Raw genomic sequence first — 17220 nt, 5'->3', positions numbered from 1 at the left:
CCTTGCGACCAGCGAGCTCGGCGCTGTAGATCACCCTGCCGTCACATGGTGATTCGATTGTTCCTTGTGGGTTATGGAGGTTGAGCCATACTCCCCGAGATCCACTCAGCCAGGGTCTATCCGGTGGGTTAAAAGCTTTAACCAAGGTGAAGCCGCCTCCGAAAGGCTGGCGCCACTGCGAAGCGGAATGGGCAGGAGCAGCACCATATGTTGGTTGGACAAGAAATCCGAAAACGATGAATGCCACCAGTCCTATGTGTGTCAGCATCTTGCGAAGATTAAGAAATATCGCCATAGACCACGATCTCTTTAAAAATCGTCTGTATGCATGAGCATGCTTGAATCTGTGGAAAATACGGAGAGGGCGTACACCCTGTGGATAAAAAGTGAGCAATCACAAGCTGAATTTCGTCATTGTGCACCTTCTGAAAGCCGAATCTCTGTGACGAATACGGTAGGATTGAACAGCATTCGCTATGCGGATGACTTCGCGTGCCATTTTCCGAGCACCTCACGGAAGTGAAAGTGCCGGGGCAGTTGCGTCACGGTCCAATGGGTCGCAACGTCATGGCACCAGGGCCGAAAGGCACATTAACCGAGAAAACCGGGGGAAACCCCATGATCCCGCTCAGCGGGGAAAGGACGATGCAATGGCAGTCGTCACCATGCGCCAGCTTCTGGAATCTGGCGTTCACTTCGGGCACCAGACCCGTCGTTGGAACCCGAAGATGAAGCGCTTCATTCTGACCGAGCGTAACGGCATCTACATCATCGACCTCGAGCAGACCATTGCCGATATCGATATCGCCTTCGACTTCGTCAAGGAAACCGTTGCACACGGCGGAACCATCCTCTTCGTCGGCACCAAGAAGCAGGCACAGGAAGCTGTCGCCGAGCAGGCACAGCGCGTTGGCATGCCCTATGTGAACCACCGCTGGCTCGGTGGTATGCTCACCAACTTCTCCACCGTTTCCAAGCGCCTCCAGCGCCTGAAGGAACTTGAGCAGATCGACTTCGATGATGTTGCCTCTTCCGGCCGCACCAAGAAGGAACTGCTGATGATGCGCCGCGAGAAGGATAAGCTCGCTCGCACCCTCGGTGGTATCCGCGATATGGCCAAGGTTCCTTCCGCAGTGTGGATCGTTGACCCCAAGAAGGAACACCTCGCTGTCTCCGAAGCTCGCAAGCTCAACATCCCGATCGTTGCCATCCTGGACACCAATGCTGATCCGGATGAGGTCGACTACCGCATTCCCGGCAACGACGACGCGATTCGCGCGGTTGCACTGCTGACCCGCGTGATTGCAGACGCAGTTGCTGAGGGCCTGCTTGCACGCAGCGCCGGCCGTAAGAATGCTTCTGAGGATTCCTCCGCAGTTGAGCCTCTGGCTGAGTGGGAGCGTGAGCTCCTCGAAGGTGAAGTTGCGGCTGACGAGTCCGCAGCAGAAGCCGTTGCCGAAGAGTCTGAAAAGCCTGCACAGGACTGAGCTGAGAAAGGAATTCAGTAATGGCTAATTTCACTGCCGCTGATGTGAAGGCTCTGCGCGAGAAGACCGGCGCAGGCATGATGGACGTCAAGAAGGCGCTCCAGGAAGCCGAAGGCGATGCCGAGAAGGCTCTCGAAATCATTCGTCTGAAGGGCCTCAAGTCGCTGTCCAAGCGCGAAGGCCGTCAGGCATCCGCCGGCCTGCTCGCTGCGTCCGTCCAGGACGGCGTGGGCGTCATGGTCGAGGTCAACTCAGAGACTGACTTCGTTGCTAAGAACCAGAAGTTCATCGACTTCGCACACTCTGTCCTCGAGGCCGCTGTTGCCTCCGGCGCATCCGATGTCGACTCGCTGCTTGCAGCTCCGATGGGCGACTCCACTGTCAAGGAACAGCTTGACGCAATGGCCGCAGTTATCGGCGAAAAGCTCGAGATCCGTCGCGTGATTCGTGTTGAAGGCGAGAACGTTGATCTCTACCTGCACCAGACCAGCCCCGACCTGCCCCCGCAGGTTGGCGTCTTCGTCGTCACCGACGCAGCTGGAGCAGGCGTTGCACACGATATCGCGATGCACGTCGCCGCCTACATGCCCGCTTACCTTGATCGTGACTCGGTTCCGGCCGATGTCTTGGAGAAGGAACGCGCCACCCTCGAGAAGATCACCCTCGAGGAAGGCAAGCCCGAGAAGATCGTCCCCAAGATCGTTCAGGGACGTCTTGAGGCGTTCTTCAAGGACAACTGCCTGGTCGATCAGGCATTTGCTCGCGATCCTTCAAAGTCCGTCGGACAGGTCCTGCGCGACGCTGGTGCAAAGGTCACCCAGTTCGTGCGCGTCCACGTCGGCGCCTGATTTCGTGTGATGGCCCCGCTTCTGGCGGGGCCATCGCCCTATCTCTTTCGACTCAGCACATATTCAAAGGAGAAGAATCCATGCCAGCTGCTCGTCGTGTCCTGCTCAAACTCTCAGGTGAGGCTTTCGGCGGAGGCTCCGTCGGCCTCGATCCCACGGTAGTGCGTTCAATCGCAGAACAGATCGCAGATGCCGTTCATGCAGGGATCCAGGTTGCAGTCGTCGTTGGTGGCGGTAACTTTTTCCGCGGTGCTGAGCTCTCTCGACAGGGGCTTGACCGCTCCCGCGCAGACTACATGGGGATGCTCGGAACCGTCATGAATGCCCTTGCGCTTCAAGACTTTATTGAGCAATCCGGTGTTCCGGCGCGCGTTCAGAGTGCGATTGCCATGCAGCAGGTCGCCGAACCTTACATTCCTCTGCGCGCAATCCGCCACTTGGAGAAAGGCCGTGTCGTTCTTTTCGGTGCTGGCGCGGGCCTTCCATATTTCTCCACCGATACCGTCTCTGCGCAGCGAGCCTTGGAAACTCATTGCGATGAACTGCTTGTCGCAAAGAATGGTGTAGACGGCGTCTATGATGACGATCCCCGTATTAACCCCGATGCGAAGAAACTCGACTTTGTCACCTACCAGGATGCCTTGAGTCGAGGCCTGAAAGTTGTCGATGCTGCAGCGTTTGCTCTTGGGCAGGAAAACGGTCTCACAATGCGCGTCTTTGGCATGTCTGAAGCTGGTAACGTTACTGCAGCGCTACGAGGTGAAAAAATCGGTACGCTTGTGCTCAGCGAATCACACTGAAAGGAACACTTCCGTGATTGATGACATCCTGCTCGAAGCAGAAGACAAGATGGATAAGACGGTCGAGGCTGCCCGCCACGAGTTTGGAAATATCCGTACTGGCCGTGCAAATGCCGGCATGTTTGAACAGCTCTTGGTGGACTACTACGGTGCGCCGACGCCCATGCAGCAACTCGCTTCTTTCCAGATTCCCGAGGCCCGCACGGTTCTGATTTCTCCTTTCGACCGCACTGCGACTCAAGAAATCATTAAGACCCTGCGTGAGTCGGATCTGGGCGTCAACCCGACCGATGACGGCAATGTTGTCCGCGTGGTTCTGCCTGCGCTGACTGAAGAGCGTCGTAAGGAATACGTGAAGCAGGCTAAGAATAAAGCCGAAGACGCTCGCGTTTCTGTTCGTTCTATCCGTCGTAAGGCCAAGGAAGCTCTTGATCGCCTAAAGAAGGATGGCGATGCAGGTGAGGATGAGGTCGAACGCGCAGAAAAGGCTCTTGAATCCGCCACGAAGGCACGTGTTGAGCTGATCGATAAGCTCTTGGCTACGAAGGAAAGTGAACTCCTGACAATCTGATGTCGGCTTCATTCCATCAACCGCATCCCTCAGTGTTTTCGCGCGTCTTCTCTCCGGAGCCGCGCGAAAACACTCAGCCACTTGCACCCACCGGACGGGCAGGACGGAATCTTCCGGCAGCGGTTTCTTCCGCAATCGTGCTGATTGCCCTTCTTGTCGCGTCACTGCTTGTTGTTCAAGGTATTTTTGTTGCCTTTGTATGCTGCATTGCACTCCTCGGTTTATGGGAGTTGGGTGGAGCCTTTGCTCGCGTGGGGACACGTCTTGCCATGTCGCCGCTGTATCTTGGCGCAATTGGGATGATGGTGTGCGCGTGGTTCTTGGGGCCCGAGGCCGTCACAATGGCGCTGTACTTGACGGTTTTTGCTGTCGTCGCATGGAGATTGGTTGATGCGCCGACTCCTTCCAGAATCACTGACATCACTGCGAGTGTCTTCAGTGCCATCTACGTTCCTTTCTTGGCCTGCTTTGTTGTCCTCTTGCTGCGAGATTTTCGCTCGCCCGCGGTGATCGGTGTTTATGTCCTTGTCACCTGCTTCAATGACATCGGTGGATGGCTTGCGGGGATTATGTTTGGTAAACATCCCATGGCACCACGACTGTCTCCGAAGAAGTCGTGGGAAGGCTTCATCGGCTCTTTGGTTTTTTGCATCCTCATGGGAATCGGCGGATTCGTACTGCTGGGCGCGACGTGGTGGTGGGGTGTCATTGCCGGTGTTTGTGGCTGCGTGTGTGCGACGATCGGGGACCTCACCGAATCTTTGATTAAGCGTGAGGTTGGGCTCAAAGACATGTCAAGATTGATCCCAGGGCACGGCGGTGTGCTTGATCGTGTCGATTCGCTGCTGATGACCGCCCCGGTTTTCTATGTGATCTTTATTTTCGCTTTGCGTTAAGTTCGCATCTGAATGAAAGCACTTGAGGGCGCATGCGACTAGGCTATGCACGGGGAGAGGAGGAGCAACGAATGAGCACAACCAATCGAGCAAGACGAGAAGTTCGCCCGACAGACCAGTTACCTGAGGGTGCGACCTCGCCTGATGCGAAGCCTCAAGTTACTTTTACAGCGCGTCGGCGCGGTAAGGCTCCTCGCCACCTTGCAGATTTTGATCAGAAGGAACGCAAGGAATTTGTGTCCGAGGCCGGACTCCCTTCCTTCCGCGCTGATCAGTTGTCGCGCCACTACTTTGAGCGTCATATCAGCGATCCGGCCTTGATGACGGATATGCCAAAGAGTGCTCATGATCTCATTGCATCGACTCTCCTTCCATCTCTTGTTCGTGAGGTTGCTGTTCTGGAAGCTGATGGCGGAGAAACACTCAAGCACCTATGGGAGCTTTATGATGGCGCCCGTGTTGAATCCGTTCTGATGCGTTACACCGACCGTACGACGCTTTGCATCTCTTCCCAAGCTGGATGCGGTATGGGCTGTCCTTTCTGCGCTACAGGTCAGATGGGACTAACCCGAAATCTTTCAACCGCAGAGATCATTGATCAAGTGCGCGCTGCCCACCAGGCATGTGAAGAAGGGCTGGTTGGGGGTTCTTCAACACACCTGTCAAATGTGGTCTTCATGGGGATGGGGGAGCCTTTAGCGAACTACAAGGCGGTGGTCGCAGCTCTTCACCGCATCATCGATCCCGCACCTGCCGGTTTTGGGATGTCTGCACGGAACGTGACGGTTTCAACGGTCGGTTTGGTTCCCGCAATTGATCGTCTCTCTCAAGAAGGTCTGCCGGTGACTCTTGCGGTCTCACTGCACACCCCGGATGATGACCTTCGTGATGAGCTCATCCCCATTAATTCCAAATGGAAAGTGGGAGAGCTTCTGGACGCGGCTCGCAGGTACTTTGTAGCTACTGGTCGGCGCGTTTCTATTGAGTATGCGCTGATTAAAGACATGAACGATCAGGTTTGGCGTGCTCAGTTGCTGGCAGATGAGCTCAACAAGAGAGGCAGGGGATGGGCACACGTCAATCCCATTCCTTTGAATCCGACCCCTGGTTCGATCTGGACTGCATCCACCCGTCGGGCGCAGGATGCATTTGTGAAGACGCTGCGAGACAATGGAATCTCGACAACGATTCGAGACACACGTGGTTCCGATATCGACGGGGCTTGCGGTCAGCTCGCAACGGCTGTTAATAACCGTGAGCGTGCACGTCAGAGTGCACGTGATAATAGTGCACACGAAGAGGAGAAGTGATGGGCGACGCTTTCCCGACTACGGGAATTTTCCGGCGCGGTTACGGTAAGGATGCCGTAGATGAGTTCTTCATCGATGCTCGTCATGCATACGAAGGAGGGCTTCCGGCTGAACAGTTCAGTGCTGAACAGGTTCGTCAGGCGTCCTTCCCAAGGCAACGTAATGGCTATGACACCCAAGCGGTAGATGCGGCAATGAGTCGACTTGAAGCTGCTTTTGTCCAGCGCGACCGCGCCGACCACATCGCTGTTAATGGCGAAGGTGCTTGGTACGAAAAGGTAGCCGATCGTGCGACGACATTGTATCCGCGTCTGCTCCGTCCCTATGGACAGCGTTTTTCACATCCCCGTTCGGGAATTGGCTACAACGCTGAACAGGTCGATGACCTTTTGGATCAGATTGCAGCTTTCTTTGATGATCGTGAGGATCTGGCTGCTGATGATGTGCGGCATGCGCTTTTCAAGTCCGCTCGCGGTAAAAAGGCCTATGCAATGGGTCCGGTCGATGCCTATCTTGGGCGCGCTGTTGAAATCCTTCTTTCAGTCAACTGACACATGAGTACACAGGTCGTTCTGCTTGGTTCTACGGGATCAATCGGTACACAGGCGCTTGAGGTTATTGACCAGCACCACGAAAATTTCGAAGTTGTTGCCCTGAGCGCTGGCGGCCGTTCTCTTGAGCTTTTGGCAGAACAATGCGTTCGTTATCGACCTCGGGTCGTTGGAATCCACGATGGTGATGCGCACAGGCTTGAGCACCTGATTGCTGCGGCTGCTGGTGAAATTCCAGAGATTTTGGTCGGCTCGGATGCTTCAACGCAAATTGCGGGATCCTTCCCTCACGCAGTCGTCCTTAACGGTATTACCGGCGGTGTTGGGCTTGGTCCCACCCTTGCGGCCCTCGAGGCCGGATCAACTCTTGCCTTGACAAATAAAGAATCTCTGGTTGTTGGTGGGCCTCTAGTCCGGCGTGCGATGAAGCGTGATGGGCAAATTGTCCCTGTCGATTCAGAACACTCGGCCATTGCCCAATGTCTCGCCAGTGGAGTTCATGAAAAAGGTTTGACCGCGCAGCGAGTCACTGGCAAGAGTGAACTTGCGCAATTGGTGCTCACGGCCTCGGGAGGGCCTTTTAGGGGAAAGAAACGCGCTGATCTGGCGGAAGTAACCCCGCAGCAGGCGCTGGCGCACCCAACGTGGAATATGGGGCCAGTTGTCACCATTAACTCATCCACGCTGGTCAATAAAGGCCTAGAACTCATCGAGGCGCATCTTCTCTTCGATGTTCCGGCCTCGGATATTGTCCCAGTTGTTCATCCTCAGTCCATCGTCCACTCTATGGTGACATGGAAGGACGGGGCGACGATTGCCCAGGCCTCGCCCCCCGATATGAAGCTTCCTATTGTATTGGGATTGACATGGCCCAAGCGACTTCCAGATATCGAAAGACCAGTGGATTTCCTTCAGCGACAAGAATGGACTTTTGAGCCGGTTGATTCCCAAACCTTCCCGGCAATCAATTTGGCACGAGCTGCTGTTACTGAATCTCCGACCCATCCCGCTGTGTACAACGCTGCAAACGAAGTTTTCGTTGAGGCATTTCTACGCGGACAGCTTCCGTATCTATCAATCGTGGATCTTCTTGAGGAGGTTCTGGCCGAGCACGAAGGCATCGATGAGCCTACGCTGGAGGATATTCTTGGCGCCCAAGAGTGGGCCAAGGCTTCTGCTCGTTCTCACATCCTGTGAGAGGAAAGAAAAAGGTTTTTCGTGGGAATTATTGGTGTTCTAGTCATCGTCGTGGGATTGTTGATCTCTGTCGCACTTCACGAATGTGGCCACATGATTCCTGCAAAAAAATTTGGCGTTTACGTTCCTGAGTTTGCTGTTGGTTTTGGACCTCAGATTTTTGGCGTCAAAAAAGGGGAGACGACCTATTCCCTTCGAGCGATTCTTCTGGGTGGCTACGTTCGTTTGGTAGGGATGTTTGCACCCGCTCGCGACGGGGTGAAAACGACGAATCGACGCGGAAAGCCGACCCTTGCACAGGAGGCTCGTGAGGCCAGTATGGAAGAAATTCCAGAAGGCTACAGCTCTCGCGCATTCTATCTTCTTCATCCCGCTCAGAAGATCATCGTCATGATCAGTGGTCCGCTGGTCAATCTATTCCTGTCGATTCTCTTCCTATCGATTGCTCTGGTTGGGATTGGAATTCCCAAAGCCTCGTTGACCCTGAGCGAGGTTCCCCAGCAGCTGACTACCCAGGGAGCCACCGTCGATGCTCCGGCATACGCCGCAGGTATTCGAGCGGGGGATACGATCACGGGAATCAACGGCAGCGCCGTCACCTCGTGGGAGCAGATGCGCCAGAACATTGCAGACTCACAGGGCAGTATCGATATTGACTACCTGCGAAATGGCCAACTTTTCCACGCGAAAGTCGATCCGCTGCGATCAGGAGATAGCGTCAGCATCGGTGTCATTGCGGGGACCGAATATCAAGCCGCCAGCGCGGGAACTGTTGCCTCAGCCGTGGGGGAGACCTTCACCGGCACAGTGAGCGTCGTTGCCCGTCTACCAATTGCCCTGTGGGATGTTGGTCGTTCGATTTTCACAGGCGCACCCCGTGATTCGGGTGGGGTCATGTCGGTTGTCGGTATCGGCAGGATTGCTGCAGATGCAACATCGTCTGATGTGACGGCAAGCAGCGGTGGTTGGATGCGATCGGCTGCCCTTTTGCTGTCGATCCTGGCTTCCCTGAATATGGCGCTCTTTGTGTTTAATCTTCTTCCTTTCCCGCCGCTTGATGGAGGACATATCGTTCCGGCAATCTATGAATGGATTCGGCGAGGATTTGCTCGGGTACGTGGAAGGGAAGTGCCGCCACCGGTCGATACTGCGCGGCTCATGCCACTGACATACACGATGGGCACCATTTTGGTAGCGATGACCGTTCTGCTGATGATTGCAGATATTGTCGTGCCAATCAGCCTTCAATAGGTCGCTCATAGCACTGCGAGCTTTCATCGATTTCATCAGCGTCTGGCTGGCCCGGGTGCCAGCTGCATACAAGTGGGAGATAATGACAAGGTGACTGAAATTAACTTAGGGATGCCCAGCGTCCACGAAGCTCCTTTTCCGCGTCGCAAGACTCGTCAAATCATGGTGGGGGATGTGCCTGTTGGTGGGGGTGCTCCCGTTTCTGTTCAGTCGATGACCACAACGAAGACTCACGATATCGGTGCGACGCTGCAGCAGATCGCAGAGCTTACCGCAGCGGGCTGCGACATTGTTCGTGTTGCGTGCCCGACTGATAAGGATGCTGAAGCACTGCCAATTATTGCTAAGCAATCGCGCATTCCTGTTATTGCCGATATTCACTTCAACCCGAAGTATGTTTTTGCAGCGATTGAGGCCGGTTGCGGTGCGGTTCGCGTGAACCCCGGAAATATTCGTAAGTTCGACGATCAGGTGAAGGAAATTTGCCGCGCCGCTTCCGACCATGGAACCTCGCTGCGCATTGGCGTGAATGCGGGTTCTTTGGATCCGCGTCTTCTCAAGAAGTACGGTCGTGCGACCCCTGAAGCCCTTGTCGAATCAGCAGTCTGGGAAGCATCGCTCTTTGAAGAGAACGACTTCCATGATTTTAAGATTTCGGTCAAGCACCACGATGTTTTGACGATGATTCAGGCCTACCGTTTGCTCTCTGAAAAGGGCGATTGGCCGCTTCACCTTGGCGTGACCGAGGCCGGGCCAGCTTTCCAGGGAACCATTAAGTCCTGCGCGGCTTTCGGCGTGCTTTTGGCTGATGGCATTGGCGATACGATCCGTGTCTCTCTGTCTGCACCTCCTGTTGAAGAGGTCAAGGTCGGCACGAAGCTCTTGGAGTTCATGGGCCTGCGTGAAAAGACCCTTGAGATCGTTTCCTGTCCTTCCTGTGGGCGTGCGCAGGTTGATGTCTGGACACTGGCAGAAGATGTCACTGAAGGCCTCAAGGATCTGACTGTGCCCCTGCGCGTTGCCGTCATGGGCTGCGTTGTCAACGGTCCAGGCGAGGCTCGTGAGGCTGACCTCGGTGTGGCCTCGGGCAATGGCAAGGGACAGATCTTCATCCGTGGGGAGGTCGTCGAGACCGTTCCCGAAGATGACATTGTCCCAACCCTCATTAAGCATGCGAACCTGCTTGCTGAAGAAATGGGACTTGAAGAAGGTGAAGGATCTGTCGAGGTTCTTCCGGTTATTCGATAAAGGCAACAATCGCGAAGAATTCACGTATCCTTCCATATAAGAACATTGAATGTAACAGCCTGATCAAAGGGGATTTGTTATGAAGATTCGTACCGTAGCTGCTCTGGGGGTCCTGGGCTGTGCTGGCGCAATTTACGCGACGGGTTTTCCGCGTCGTATTGGACTGACTCGTTCCGAGGCCTCGGTTTCCCTTCCCGGCGATCTTGAGCTTCCGAATGCTGATGTCGTCGTTGATCGTGCGGTAGAGATTGACGCGCTGCCGACTCGCGTGTGGGAAGTGATTGATGCTGCTTTTGAAGAGGATGAGGACGGTCGTGTCCTGATCCGCCAGGAGGGCGATTGCCTGGTGATCCGCGTTCCCGCCCCGGGACGCAATCTGGAGTGGGAAGACGAAGTGGATGAGTACACCGGTACCTGCACTTTTGCTCTTCTTCCCGAGGCCAATGGCCGTACCCGCCTTCACCTGCGTGAGCGCCACCAGGCTACCGAGTCGACTCCACTCTGGCGCCTCTGGGCTGGCGTGTGTGCCGAGTCCTACTCAACCATGTCGATGCTGCGCGATTTGAAGGAAGCAGCAGAGGCTTTGTGAGCTGAACAATAGTCCACCGCGGGTGCAGGCTTCGTGCCTGTGCCCGCTGTGCTTTAGGATTGAGGTGTGTTAAGAACTCTTTCCTCTTTCTTCCTGCGCACGCTGCGCGAAGATCCGGCTGATGCCGAAGTTGTTTCCCATAAGCTTCTTGTCCGTGCGGGCTACATTCGTCGTACTGCCCCGGGTATCTACACGTGGCTTCCTCTTGGCCTGCGTCTGTTGCGCAAGGTAGAGGCAATTGTTCGTGAAGAGATGGACCGTATCGGTGCCCAGGAAGTCCACCTTCCTGCACTTCTTCCGGCAGAGCCCTACAAGGCGACCGATCGCTGGGATGAATATGGCCCGACCCTGTTCAAGCTGCAAGATCGTAAGGGCGGGGACTATCTCTTGGCTCCTACCCACGAGGAGATGTTCACCCTCTTGGTGAAGGATCAGTACTCCTCGTACAAGGACCTGCCTCTGACGATCTACCAGATTCAGACGAAGTATCGTGATGAAGCCCGTCCGCGCGCGGGTCTGATCCGCGGCCGTGAGTTCGTCATGAAGGATGCGTATTCCTTCGATATTGATGATGCTGGTCTGGATGCTGCTTACCAGAATGAGCGCGATGCCTACGAGCGCATCTTTAAGCGTCTGGGCTTGGAGTACGTGATTGTTTCCGCGATGTCGGGTGCTATGGGTGGTTCTCGTTCCGAGGAATTCCTTCACCCCAGCCCGATTGGCGAGGATACTTTCGTGCGCTCTCCAGGAGGCTACGCCGCTAACGCCGAGGCCGTGGTGACGCCCGCTCCCGAGCCGATTCCTTTCGATGGTATTCCCGAATTCGAGATGCGTGAAACTCCCGATGCGCCGACTATCGAGGCCTTGGTTGAGCGCTCCAATGAGCTTTACCCCCGCGATGATCGCCCGTGGCAAGCCTCGGATACATTGAAGAGTTTCGTTGTCACGCTCACGCACCCTGATGGTGAGCGTGAGGTCGTCCTCTTGGGTGTGCCCGGTGATCGCGATATCGATATGAAGCGTCTCGAGGCTTCGGTCGCTCCGGCAGAAGTTGAAATGGCCGGTTCGGAAGATCTGGCGAAGCACCCCGAGTTAGTTCCCGGTTACATCGGTCCCATGGCTGCAGGACCGAACTCGCCTGCTCGCCACCTCGATGAGGATGGTAATCCTGTGGGTGGTATTCGCTTCTTGGTTGATCCACGCGTGGTTGATGGAACCACGTGGATCGCTGGTGCAAATACTCCCGGGAAGCACGTGTACTGGCTGACGATGGGGCGTGATTTTACCGCCGACGGTACCATCGAGGCCGCCGAGGTCCGGGAGGGCGATCAGGCTCCAGATGGCTCTGGTCCGCTTCACTTGGAACGTGGCATCGAAGTTGGTCATATCTTCCAGCTTGGCCGCAAGTACGCAAAGTCCTTGGGTTTGACCGTTCTAGACCAAAATGGCAAGAGCCAGGTTGTTACCATGGGCTCATACGGCATTGGTGTTTCGCGTGTCCTAGCCGCACTTGCTGAATCCAATAGTGACGAGCGTGGTCTGGCATGGCCTGCAAATATCGCGCCATTCGATGTTCACGTTCTTGCTACGGGTAAGACGGATGAGATTTTCGAGGTTGCTGAGTCGATCTCATCAGCATTGGACCGTGATGGTTTTGATGTCCTCTTTGATGATCGCCGCAAAGTATCCGCCGGTGTGAAGTTCGCCGATGCCGAACTGGTCGGTCTTCCGATTGCGGTTGTTGTTGGCCGTGGATTGGCAGAGGGCAAGGTCGAGATCCGTCTGCGTGCAAGTGGAGAGTCTTTCGAGGTTCCGGTTGAATCAGCAGTTGAGCGTATCGAAGAGCTTCATCGTGAGCTGATGGGGGAGGGTAAGTAAATGGCTCTGCGTGAGATCCGTGTGATCGGTGATCCAGTCCTTCGAACCCCCTGTGATCCCATTACTGATATCGATGCTTCTGTGAAGGCATTGGTCGAAGACTTGCTTGAGACTGTTGATATGGATGGGCGTGCAGGTCTTGCAGCAAACCAAATCGGTGTGGGGCTGCGTGCATTCTCCTACAACATTGATGGCGAGATCGGCTACGTTCTGAACCCGAAGATTGTTGAGCTCAGCAAAGACGAGTATCAGGACGGTGATGAAGGCTGTCTGTCTGTTCCTCAGCTCTGGTTCCCCACGCAGCGTGCGTGGTATGCCCGCTGCGAAGGTATTGACTTGGATGGAAAGCCAGTAGTCATCGAGGGTGAAGAGCTGATGGCTCGTTGCATTCAGCATGAGTGTGATCACCTTGATGGCATGCTCTATATTGACCGACTGGATCGCAAGACGCGTAAACGCGCTCTGCGTGAAATTCGCGAGGCAAACTATTAAAAGACAGATGTCGAACTGATCTTTGCGCAACTGCGGCGGATCCCACGCGATCCGCCGCAGTTTTTGCGTTAGAATGTGCATACACCGTTTGCTGTGGCATTGGATTGAGGGCGTAGGGGAAGACGATCCTCAAACACAGGAGGCCACAATGCGAGGGTCCTATACCCGCGGTGTACTTTTCGTACACTCAACGCCGCCCGCTCTATGTCCGCACATCGAGTGGGCTGTCGGTGCTGCCTTGGGAAGCGAAGTTCACCTTCAGTGGACCCCCCAAGAGGCGGCCCCGGGAATGCTCCGCTGCGAATACTCCTGGGTGGGAAGCGCCGGTACGGGAGCTCGCTTGGCCTCGGCACTACGCGGATGGGAGCACCTGCGCTACGAGGTCACCGAAGAAGCTAGTCCCTCTTGCGATGCGGGACGCTGGTCGCATACTCCGTCATTGGGTATTTTCCATGCGCAGATGGACAGCGTCGGTAATGTCGTCGTTCCCGAAGACCGTGTGCGTGCAGCTATCGAAAAGGCAAGTTCTTATGAAGAGCTGCGTGAAGGACTCGATCTGGCTTTGGGTCAGGCTTGGGATGATGAGCTGGAACCCTTCCGTCACGCAGGAGCAGGAGCGCCCGTTCGCTGGCTCAACCGCGTAGGCTAATAATCTATGGGTACTATCGGTGACCTTTTAGGTGATGCGCTGGGACAGGCCTTAGCCTCGAATTCTGAAGCTGCACCCGTTGAGGCAATTGAAGGCGCACGCGAGCAGGCAGCAGAGGAACGCGCTGAGCACGTGCGTCAGGTTGTACAGGATGCGCTTGTTTCAAACGCGTCAGTAGTTCCAGAGAATCTCGATGATGCGTGTTTATTGAGCGCGCTTGATCTGGACACCTTATCTCTGTATGCCGCTGTTTCAGCCATCGAGCATGAACTGGCTATCACTATCCCGGATGCCGCGGTATCCCAATGGGTGACCATCGGAGATATTACGAGCAGTGTCGGTGAGCTGGTGAGGTAGTCTCAAACTTCTGACCTAGAATGGTGTCATTGTCTGCGACCACACCAACTCAAGGAGAATCACAGGTGGCACGAATCGAAGAAGATCTGCTGGGTACGCGAGAAGTTCCTGATGAAGCATACTGGGGAATCCACACGCTTCGTGCCCTTGAGAACTATCAAATCAGTGGTCGGACAATCAACCAAGTTCCTGAGATGATCCGCGCAATCGTCCAGGTTAAAAAGGCCTGCGCTCTGGCAAATCGTGAACTTCATGTGATCAGCGCTAAGACCGCAGAGGCTATTGTTGCGGCTTGTGACGATATTTTGACTAATGGAACCTGCATGGATCAATTTCCGATTGATCAATTCCAGGGTGGCGCGGGTACCAGCGTCAATATGAATGCCAATGAGGTCATCGCGAATCGTGCACTGGAGATGCTGGGGCTTCCTCGCGGTGATTATGACGTGATCAACCCCAATGACCACGTGAATCATTCGCAGTCGACGAACGATGCCTATCCGACTGCGTTCCGGTTGGCGCTTCATGGAAAGATCGAGAGGCTTCGCAGGGCTGTGGAGGATCTTGCCGATGCTTTCGCAGCGAAGGGCGATGAATTCCGTGATGTGCTGACCATGGGGCGTACTCAGCTGCAAGATGCGGTGCCGATGACGCTCGGGCAGGAAATGTCGGCCTTTGCAGTTACGCTTCGTGAGGAAGATCCACGTCTTGAAGTGAATGCAGAGCTTCTCCTCGAAACAAACTTGGGTGCAACGGCGATCGGTACGGGGCTAAATACCCCTACTGGTTATCAGGACGTTGTTGTCCGTCACCTGCGTCGCATTACCGGCTCTCGAGTTAAGGCTGCGACCCATTTGGTTGAGGCAACTTCCGACACCGGAGCATATGTGTCCATGCATGCAGCGATTAAGCGCACAGCCGTGAAACTGTCGAAGATCTGTAATGATCTTCGTTTGCTTGCTTCGGGGCCACGCGCCGGTTTGAATGAAATTAATCTTCCTGAGATGGCTGCAGGTTCGTCGATCATGCCTGCAAAGGTGAATCCGATTATTCCCGAGGTCGTCAACCAAGTGTGCTTTAAGGTCATCGGAAATGACCAAACTGTGACAATGGCTGCTGAAGCTGGCCAGCTTCAGTTGAATGTCATGGAGCCTGTTATTGCGCAAGCAACCTTCGAATCCATCGATCTTCTTGTGAATGCGTGCGACACTCTTCGTGAGCGCTGCGTCAATGGAATCACGGCAAATGCCGAGGTCTGCCGCTCCTACGTTGAGAACTCTATTGGTATTGTTACGTACTTCAATGATGTGATCGGGCACCACCTCGGCGATGTTGTGGGTAAGCGCGCTGCTGCAGAGGGAAAGACCGTTCGCGAAGTGATTGCCGAGATGGGATTGCTTTCGGATGAAGAGGTCGAGGCGATTCTTTCGCCGGAAAACCTTGCGAACCCTCATTACCGAGGTGCACAGGTCGATTGATCTTCTAGTTTGGTTTGGGGCGGGGGATATTCTCTCTCGTCCCAAACCAGGTGGGCTCCTAAATTGGTGGTTATTTCAGGATGAAATAATCGCCGATTTGGCTATATCCTGATTGTCTGCTTCAACGCGGATAAATGCTTGATTTACCTCTGTCACCGCATGCGATATACCTGCAGCAGCGAATACTATCTGATCGGCTAGATTGTTCATTTCACCAATCAATGAATCGAGTATCTCCTGGCTGGTGCCAGCAGCTGGGATAGATGAGAGTCGTGTTTTTGCCGCGCTTTCTCCGGCGTCATCAGCTTTTTTCGCAGCTTGAGCCACGTATTCTGGATGCCATTCGATATCCTGAGACACCTTACCTCCTAGAGGTTGAAGTAGTTGGCGAGCTCGCACCAGAGCATCGTTTGGTAGTAGCCCTCGAGCCCAACTCGTGCCGGATCTGAACGTTGTTTACGAACCATGCAGGGCGGAGCGAGGTAGCTGGATGGCACACGTGAGGTTGCGATCTTGTAGCTTGCCGAAGGAGTTGATAGCGTTGCGATGCTGGAAATTGGCTCATAGCGCCTGGCAACGCGCTTCCATCGAGTCCACGCCGAATATTCCCAGTTATCTTCCTCAATTTCCCGGTGAAACCTTGGATTCATATATCGAGTCGTCCGATCTATGAGCAGTCCTTTGGCTTCTTCGATATCACCTCTACTGAGTGCCTCAACTGCCTGCGACTGAATGTATCTTGGAGCGTCGAAATCGTTCTCACGAGTGAAGATCGGGGAGTTTGCCAGTAAAACGTGGGGGGTTTCTTCTGTATCGATCAGATAGATATGGCTTTCTTCTCCGACGGAGCGTAAAACTGTTGTCGAAACCGGGGCCTGAAAAATACAGAGCTGACGTATTACGCTGGGTGTGTAATGAGGTGAGAGCGAATAAATAGTGATCGGATGAGTGCTCTTCTGGATAGGGGCAAACAGATTCAGTGCATCCTTGGTCAGGCAGCCTGCAGAAAAAACGGATTCAATGCGTTGTCCAGCTGCTTCTTCAGCTTCTAACCATATCCTTTCGCCATTGTCTGACTCGAGAGCTGCAGTGCGAAACGCTTCTGTGAGGAAAGTCGGAATTGAAATTGTGGGGCGATCTTTTGTATTCATGGAGTGACCTGTAAAGTTTCGAGCATTCGGGGAAGTTGATCAGCGATTGAATTAATTGAAGTCGTCGTTGCGGTTGCTGTCGCATAGAGGCGGACAGTTCTGTTACTAACTGTCTGAGTCCAGGTCCACTGGATCGCTGTGTAGGAGAGTCCTTCGTCAATGTAAAGGCCGGTAGTCATCAGTGTGTCATCATTTGGGATCGGGAAACGTGTCTCTTCGATAGTCATCCAGCCGGGAATAATTTCATCGAGGGGTATCGGGTTTTCCCCCATTAAATCGATGGTCACGATGAAATTCGGTCGGAAGCCTGTCGTTTTTTCCGGAATTCCGACTGCAACAAAGAGAGCGTCATCTAAAGGGGAACGGGGGTGCGCGGAGGTCGCGTTAACTATTGGCGGAATCTGTGGAGTGAGTATCGCTTTCGGATTCGGGAGAGATAACGCCCTCCACGTGTCGGGGAGTTCCAT

18 protein-coding genes and 1 pseudogene are annotated in these 17220 nt (G+C 54.5%); 16 read left to right on the top strand and 3 right to left on the bottom strand.

Going from position 1 to position 17220, the window contains the following annotated elements; all coding sequences use genetic code 11:
• Positions 1 to 650 precede the first annotated feature (650 nt).
• The 16 genes from rpsB (at position 651) to aspA (ending at position 15602) form a co-directional block, all read left to right on the top strand.
• Positions 651 to 1487 (top strand): 30S ribosomal protein S2, encoded by an 837-nt coding sequence (gene rpsB / locus RW023_RS06870; protein ID WP_315580491.1) that lies wholly within the window; start codon positions 651 to 653, stop codon positions 1485 to 1487.
• A gap of 20 nt (positions 1488 to 1507) precedes the next feature.
• Positions 1508 to 2335 carry a translation elongation factor Ts gene (gene tsf / locus RW023_RS06865; protein ID WP_315580490.1) on the top strand — a complete coding sequence of 276 codons (828 nt, stop codon included), beginning with the start codon at positions 1508 to 1510 and terminating at the stop codon, positions 2333 to 2335.
• 80 nt (positions 2336 to 2415) lie between these two features.
• The gene (pyrH, locus tag RW023_RS06860; RefSeq protein ID WP_009748073.1) at positions 2416 to 3135 is read left to right on the top strand and encodes a UMP kinase; all 720 of its coding nucleotides are present in this window, start codon (positions 2416 to 2418) and stop codon (positions 3133 to 3135) included.
• Between the two features lie 13 nt (positions 3136 to 3148).
• Entirely contained in the window at positions 3149 to 3706 is a 558-nt protein-coding gene (frr, locus tag RW023_RS06855) for a ribosome recycling factor (protein WP_009748074.1), read from the top strand.
• A complete protein-coding gene (locus RW023_RS06850) occupies positions 3706 to 4602 on the top strand; it encodes a phosphatidate cytidylyltransferase (RefSeq protein ID WP_315580489.1) in 897 nt (298 codons plus the stop codon). The genes frr and RW023_RS06850 overlap by 1 nt, the downstream gene beginning before the upstream one ends.
• A 71-nt stretch (positions 4603 to 4673) precedes the next feature.
• Entirely contained in the window at positions 4674 to 5912 is a 1239-nt protein-coding gene (gene rlmN, locus RW023_RS06845) for a 23S rRNA (adenine(2503)-C(2))-methyltransferase RlmN (RefSeq protein WP_315580488.1), read from the top strand.
• The gene (locus RW023_RS06840) at positions 5912 to 6463 is read left to right on the top strand and encodes a DivIVA domain-containing protein (RefSeq protein ID WP_291457809.1); all 552 of its coding nucleotides are present in this window, start codon (positions 5912 to 5914) and stop codon (positions 6461 to 6463) included. Before rlmN ends, RW023_RS06840 begins: the two co-directional genes overlap by 1 nt.
• Positions 6464 to 6466: 3 nt before the next feature.
• Positions 6467 to 7660 carry a 1-deoxy-D-xylulose-5-phosphate reductoisomerase gene (dxr, locus tag RW023_RS06835; protein WP_315580487.1) on the top strand — a complete coding sequence of 398 codons (1194 nt, stop codon included), beginning with the start codon at positions 6467 to 6469 and terminating at the stop codon, positions 7658 to 7660.
• Positions 7661 to 7681: 21 nt separating this feature from the next.
• Positions 7682 to 8911 carry a M50 family metallopeptidase gene (locus RW023_RS06830; protein WP_315580486.1) on the top strand — a complete coding sequence of 410 codons (1230 nt, stop codon included), beginning with the start codon at positions 7682 to 7684 and terminating at the stop codon, positions 8909 to 8911.
• A 111-nt stretch (positions 8912 to 9022) separates the two neighbouring features.
• Positions 9023 to 10159 (top strand): flavodoxin-dependent (E)-4-hydroxy-3-methylbut-2-enyl-diphosphate synthase, encoded by a 1137-nt coding sequence (gene ispG, locus RW023_RS06825; protein ID WP_315580511.1) that lies wholly within the window; start codon positions 9023 to 9025, stop codon positions 10157 to 10159.
• A gap of 79 nt (positions 10160 to 10238) precedes the next feature.
• Entirely contained in the window at positions 10239 to 10748 is a 510-nt protein-coding gene (locus RW023_RS06820) for a hypothetical protein (RefSeq protein ID WP_314501229.1), read from the top strand.
• Between the two features lie 66 nt (positions 10749 to 10814).
• Positions 10815 to 12626 carry a proline--tRNA ligase gene (locus RW023_RS06815; RefSeq protein WP_315580485.1) on the top strand — a complete coding sequence of 604 codons (1812 nt, stop codon included), beginning with the start codon at positions 10815 to 10817 and terminating at the stop codon, positions 12624 to 12626.
• Positions 12627 to 13118 carry a peptide deformylase gene (def, locus tag RW023_RS06810; RefSeq protein ID WP_315580484.1) on the top strand — a complete coding sequence of 164 codons (492 nt, stop codon included), beginning with the start codon at positions 12627 to 12629 and terminating at the stop codon, positions 13116 to 13118.
• A 148-nt stretch (positions 13119 to 13266) separates the two neighbouring features.
• A complete protein-coding gene (locus RW023_RS06805; protein WP_009748084.1) occupies positions 13267 to 13767 on the top strand; it encodes a DUF3145 domain-containing protein in 501 nt (166 codons plus the stop codon).
• 6 nt (positions 13768 to 13773) lie between these two features.
• On the top strand, positions 13774 to 14124 hold the full coding sequence (locus tag RW023_RS06800) for an acyl carrier protein (RefSeq protein WP_315580482.1): 351 nt from the start codon (positions 13774 to 13776) through the stop codon (positions 14122 to 14124).
• A 65-nt stretch (positions 14125 to 14189) separates the two neighbouring features.
• A complete protein-coding gene (gene aspA, locus RW023_RS06795) occupies positions 14190 to 15602 on the top strand; it encodes an aspartate ammonia-lyase (protein ID WP_034251059.1) in 1413 nt (470 codons plus the stop codon).
• Positions 15603 to 15677: 75 nt separating this feature from the next.
• On the opposite strand, the gene RW023_RS06790 is transcribed toward aspA, so the two are convergent.
• The 3 genes and pseudogenes from RW023_RS06790 to RW023_RS06780 all read right to left on the bottom strand — a co-directional run.
• Complete coding sequence (locus RW023_RS06790) at positions 15678 to 15962, bottom strand: hypothetical protein (RefSeq protein WP_291458591.1); 285 nt, start codon at positions 15960 to 15962, stop codon at positions 15678 to 15680.
• Between the two features lie 8 nt (positions 15963 to 15970).
• Entirely contained in the window at positions 15971 to 16753 is a 783-nt protein-coding gene (locus RW023_RS06785) for a hypothetical protein (protein ID WP_315580481.1), read from the bottom strand.
• Positions 16750 to 17220 (bottom strand): annotated as a pseudogene (locus RW023_RS06780) (hypothetical protein); the annotation flags it as partial. The pseudogene RW023_RS06780 and the gene RW023_RS06785, both read right to left, overlap by 4 nt.

The sequence above is a fragment of the uncultured Actinomyces sp. genome, assembly GCF_963542285.1.
GTDB lineage: Bacteria > Actinomycetota > Actinomycetes > Actinomycetales > Actinomycetaceae > Pauljensenia.
Note: the sequence above shows the minus strand (reverse complement) of the source record. Positions and strands in the feature narration are given on the sequence as shown.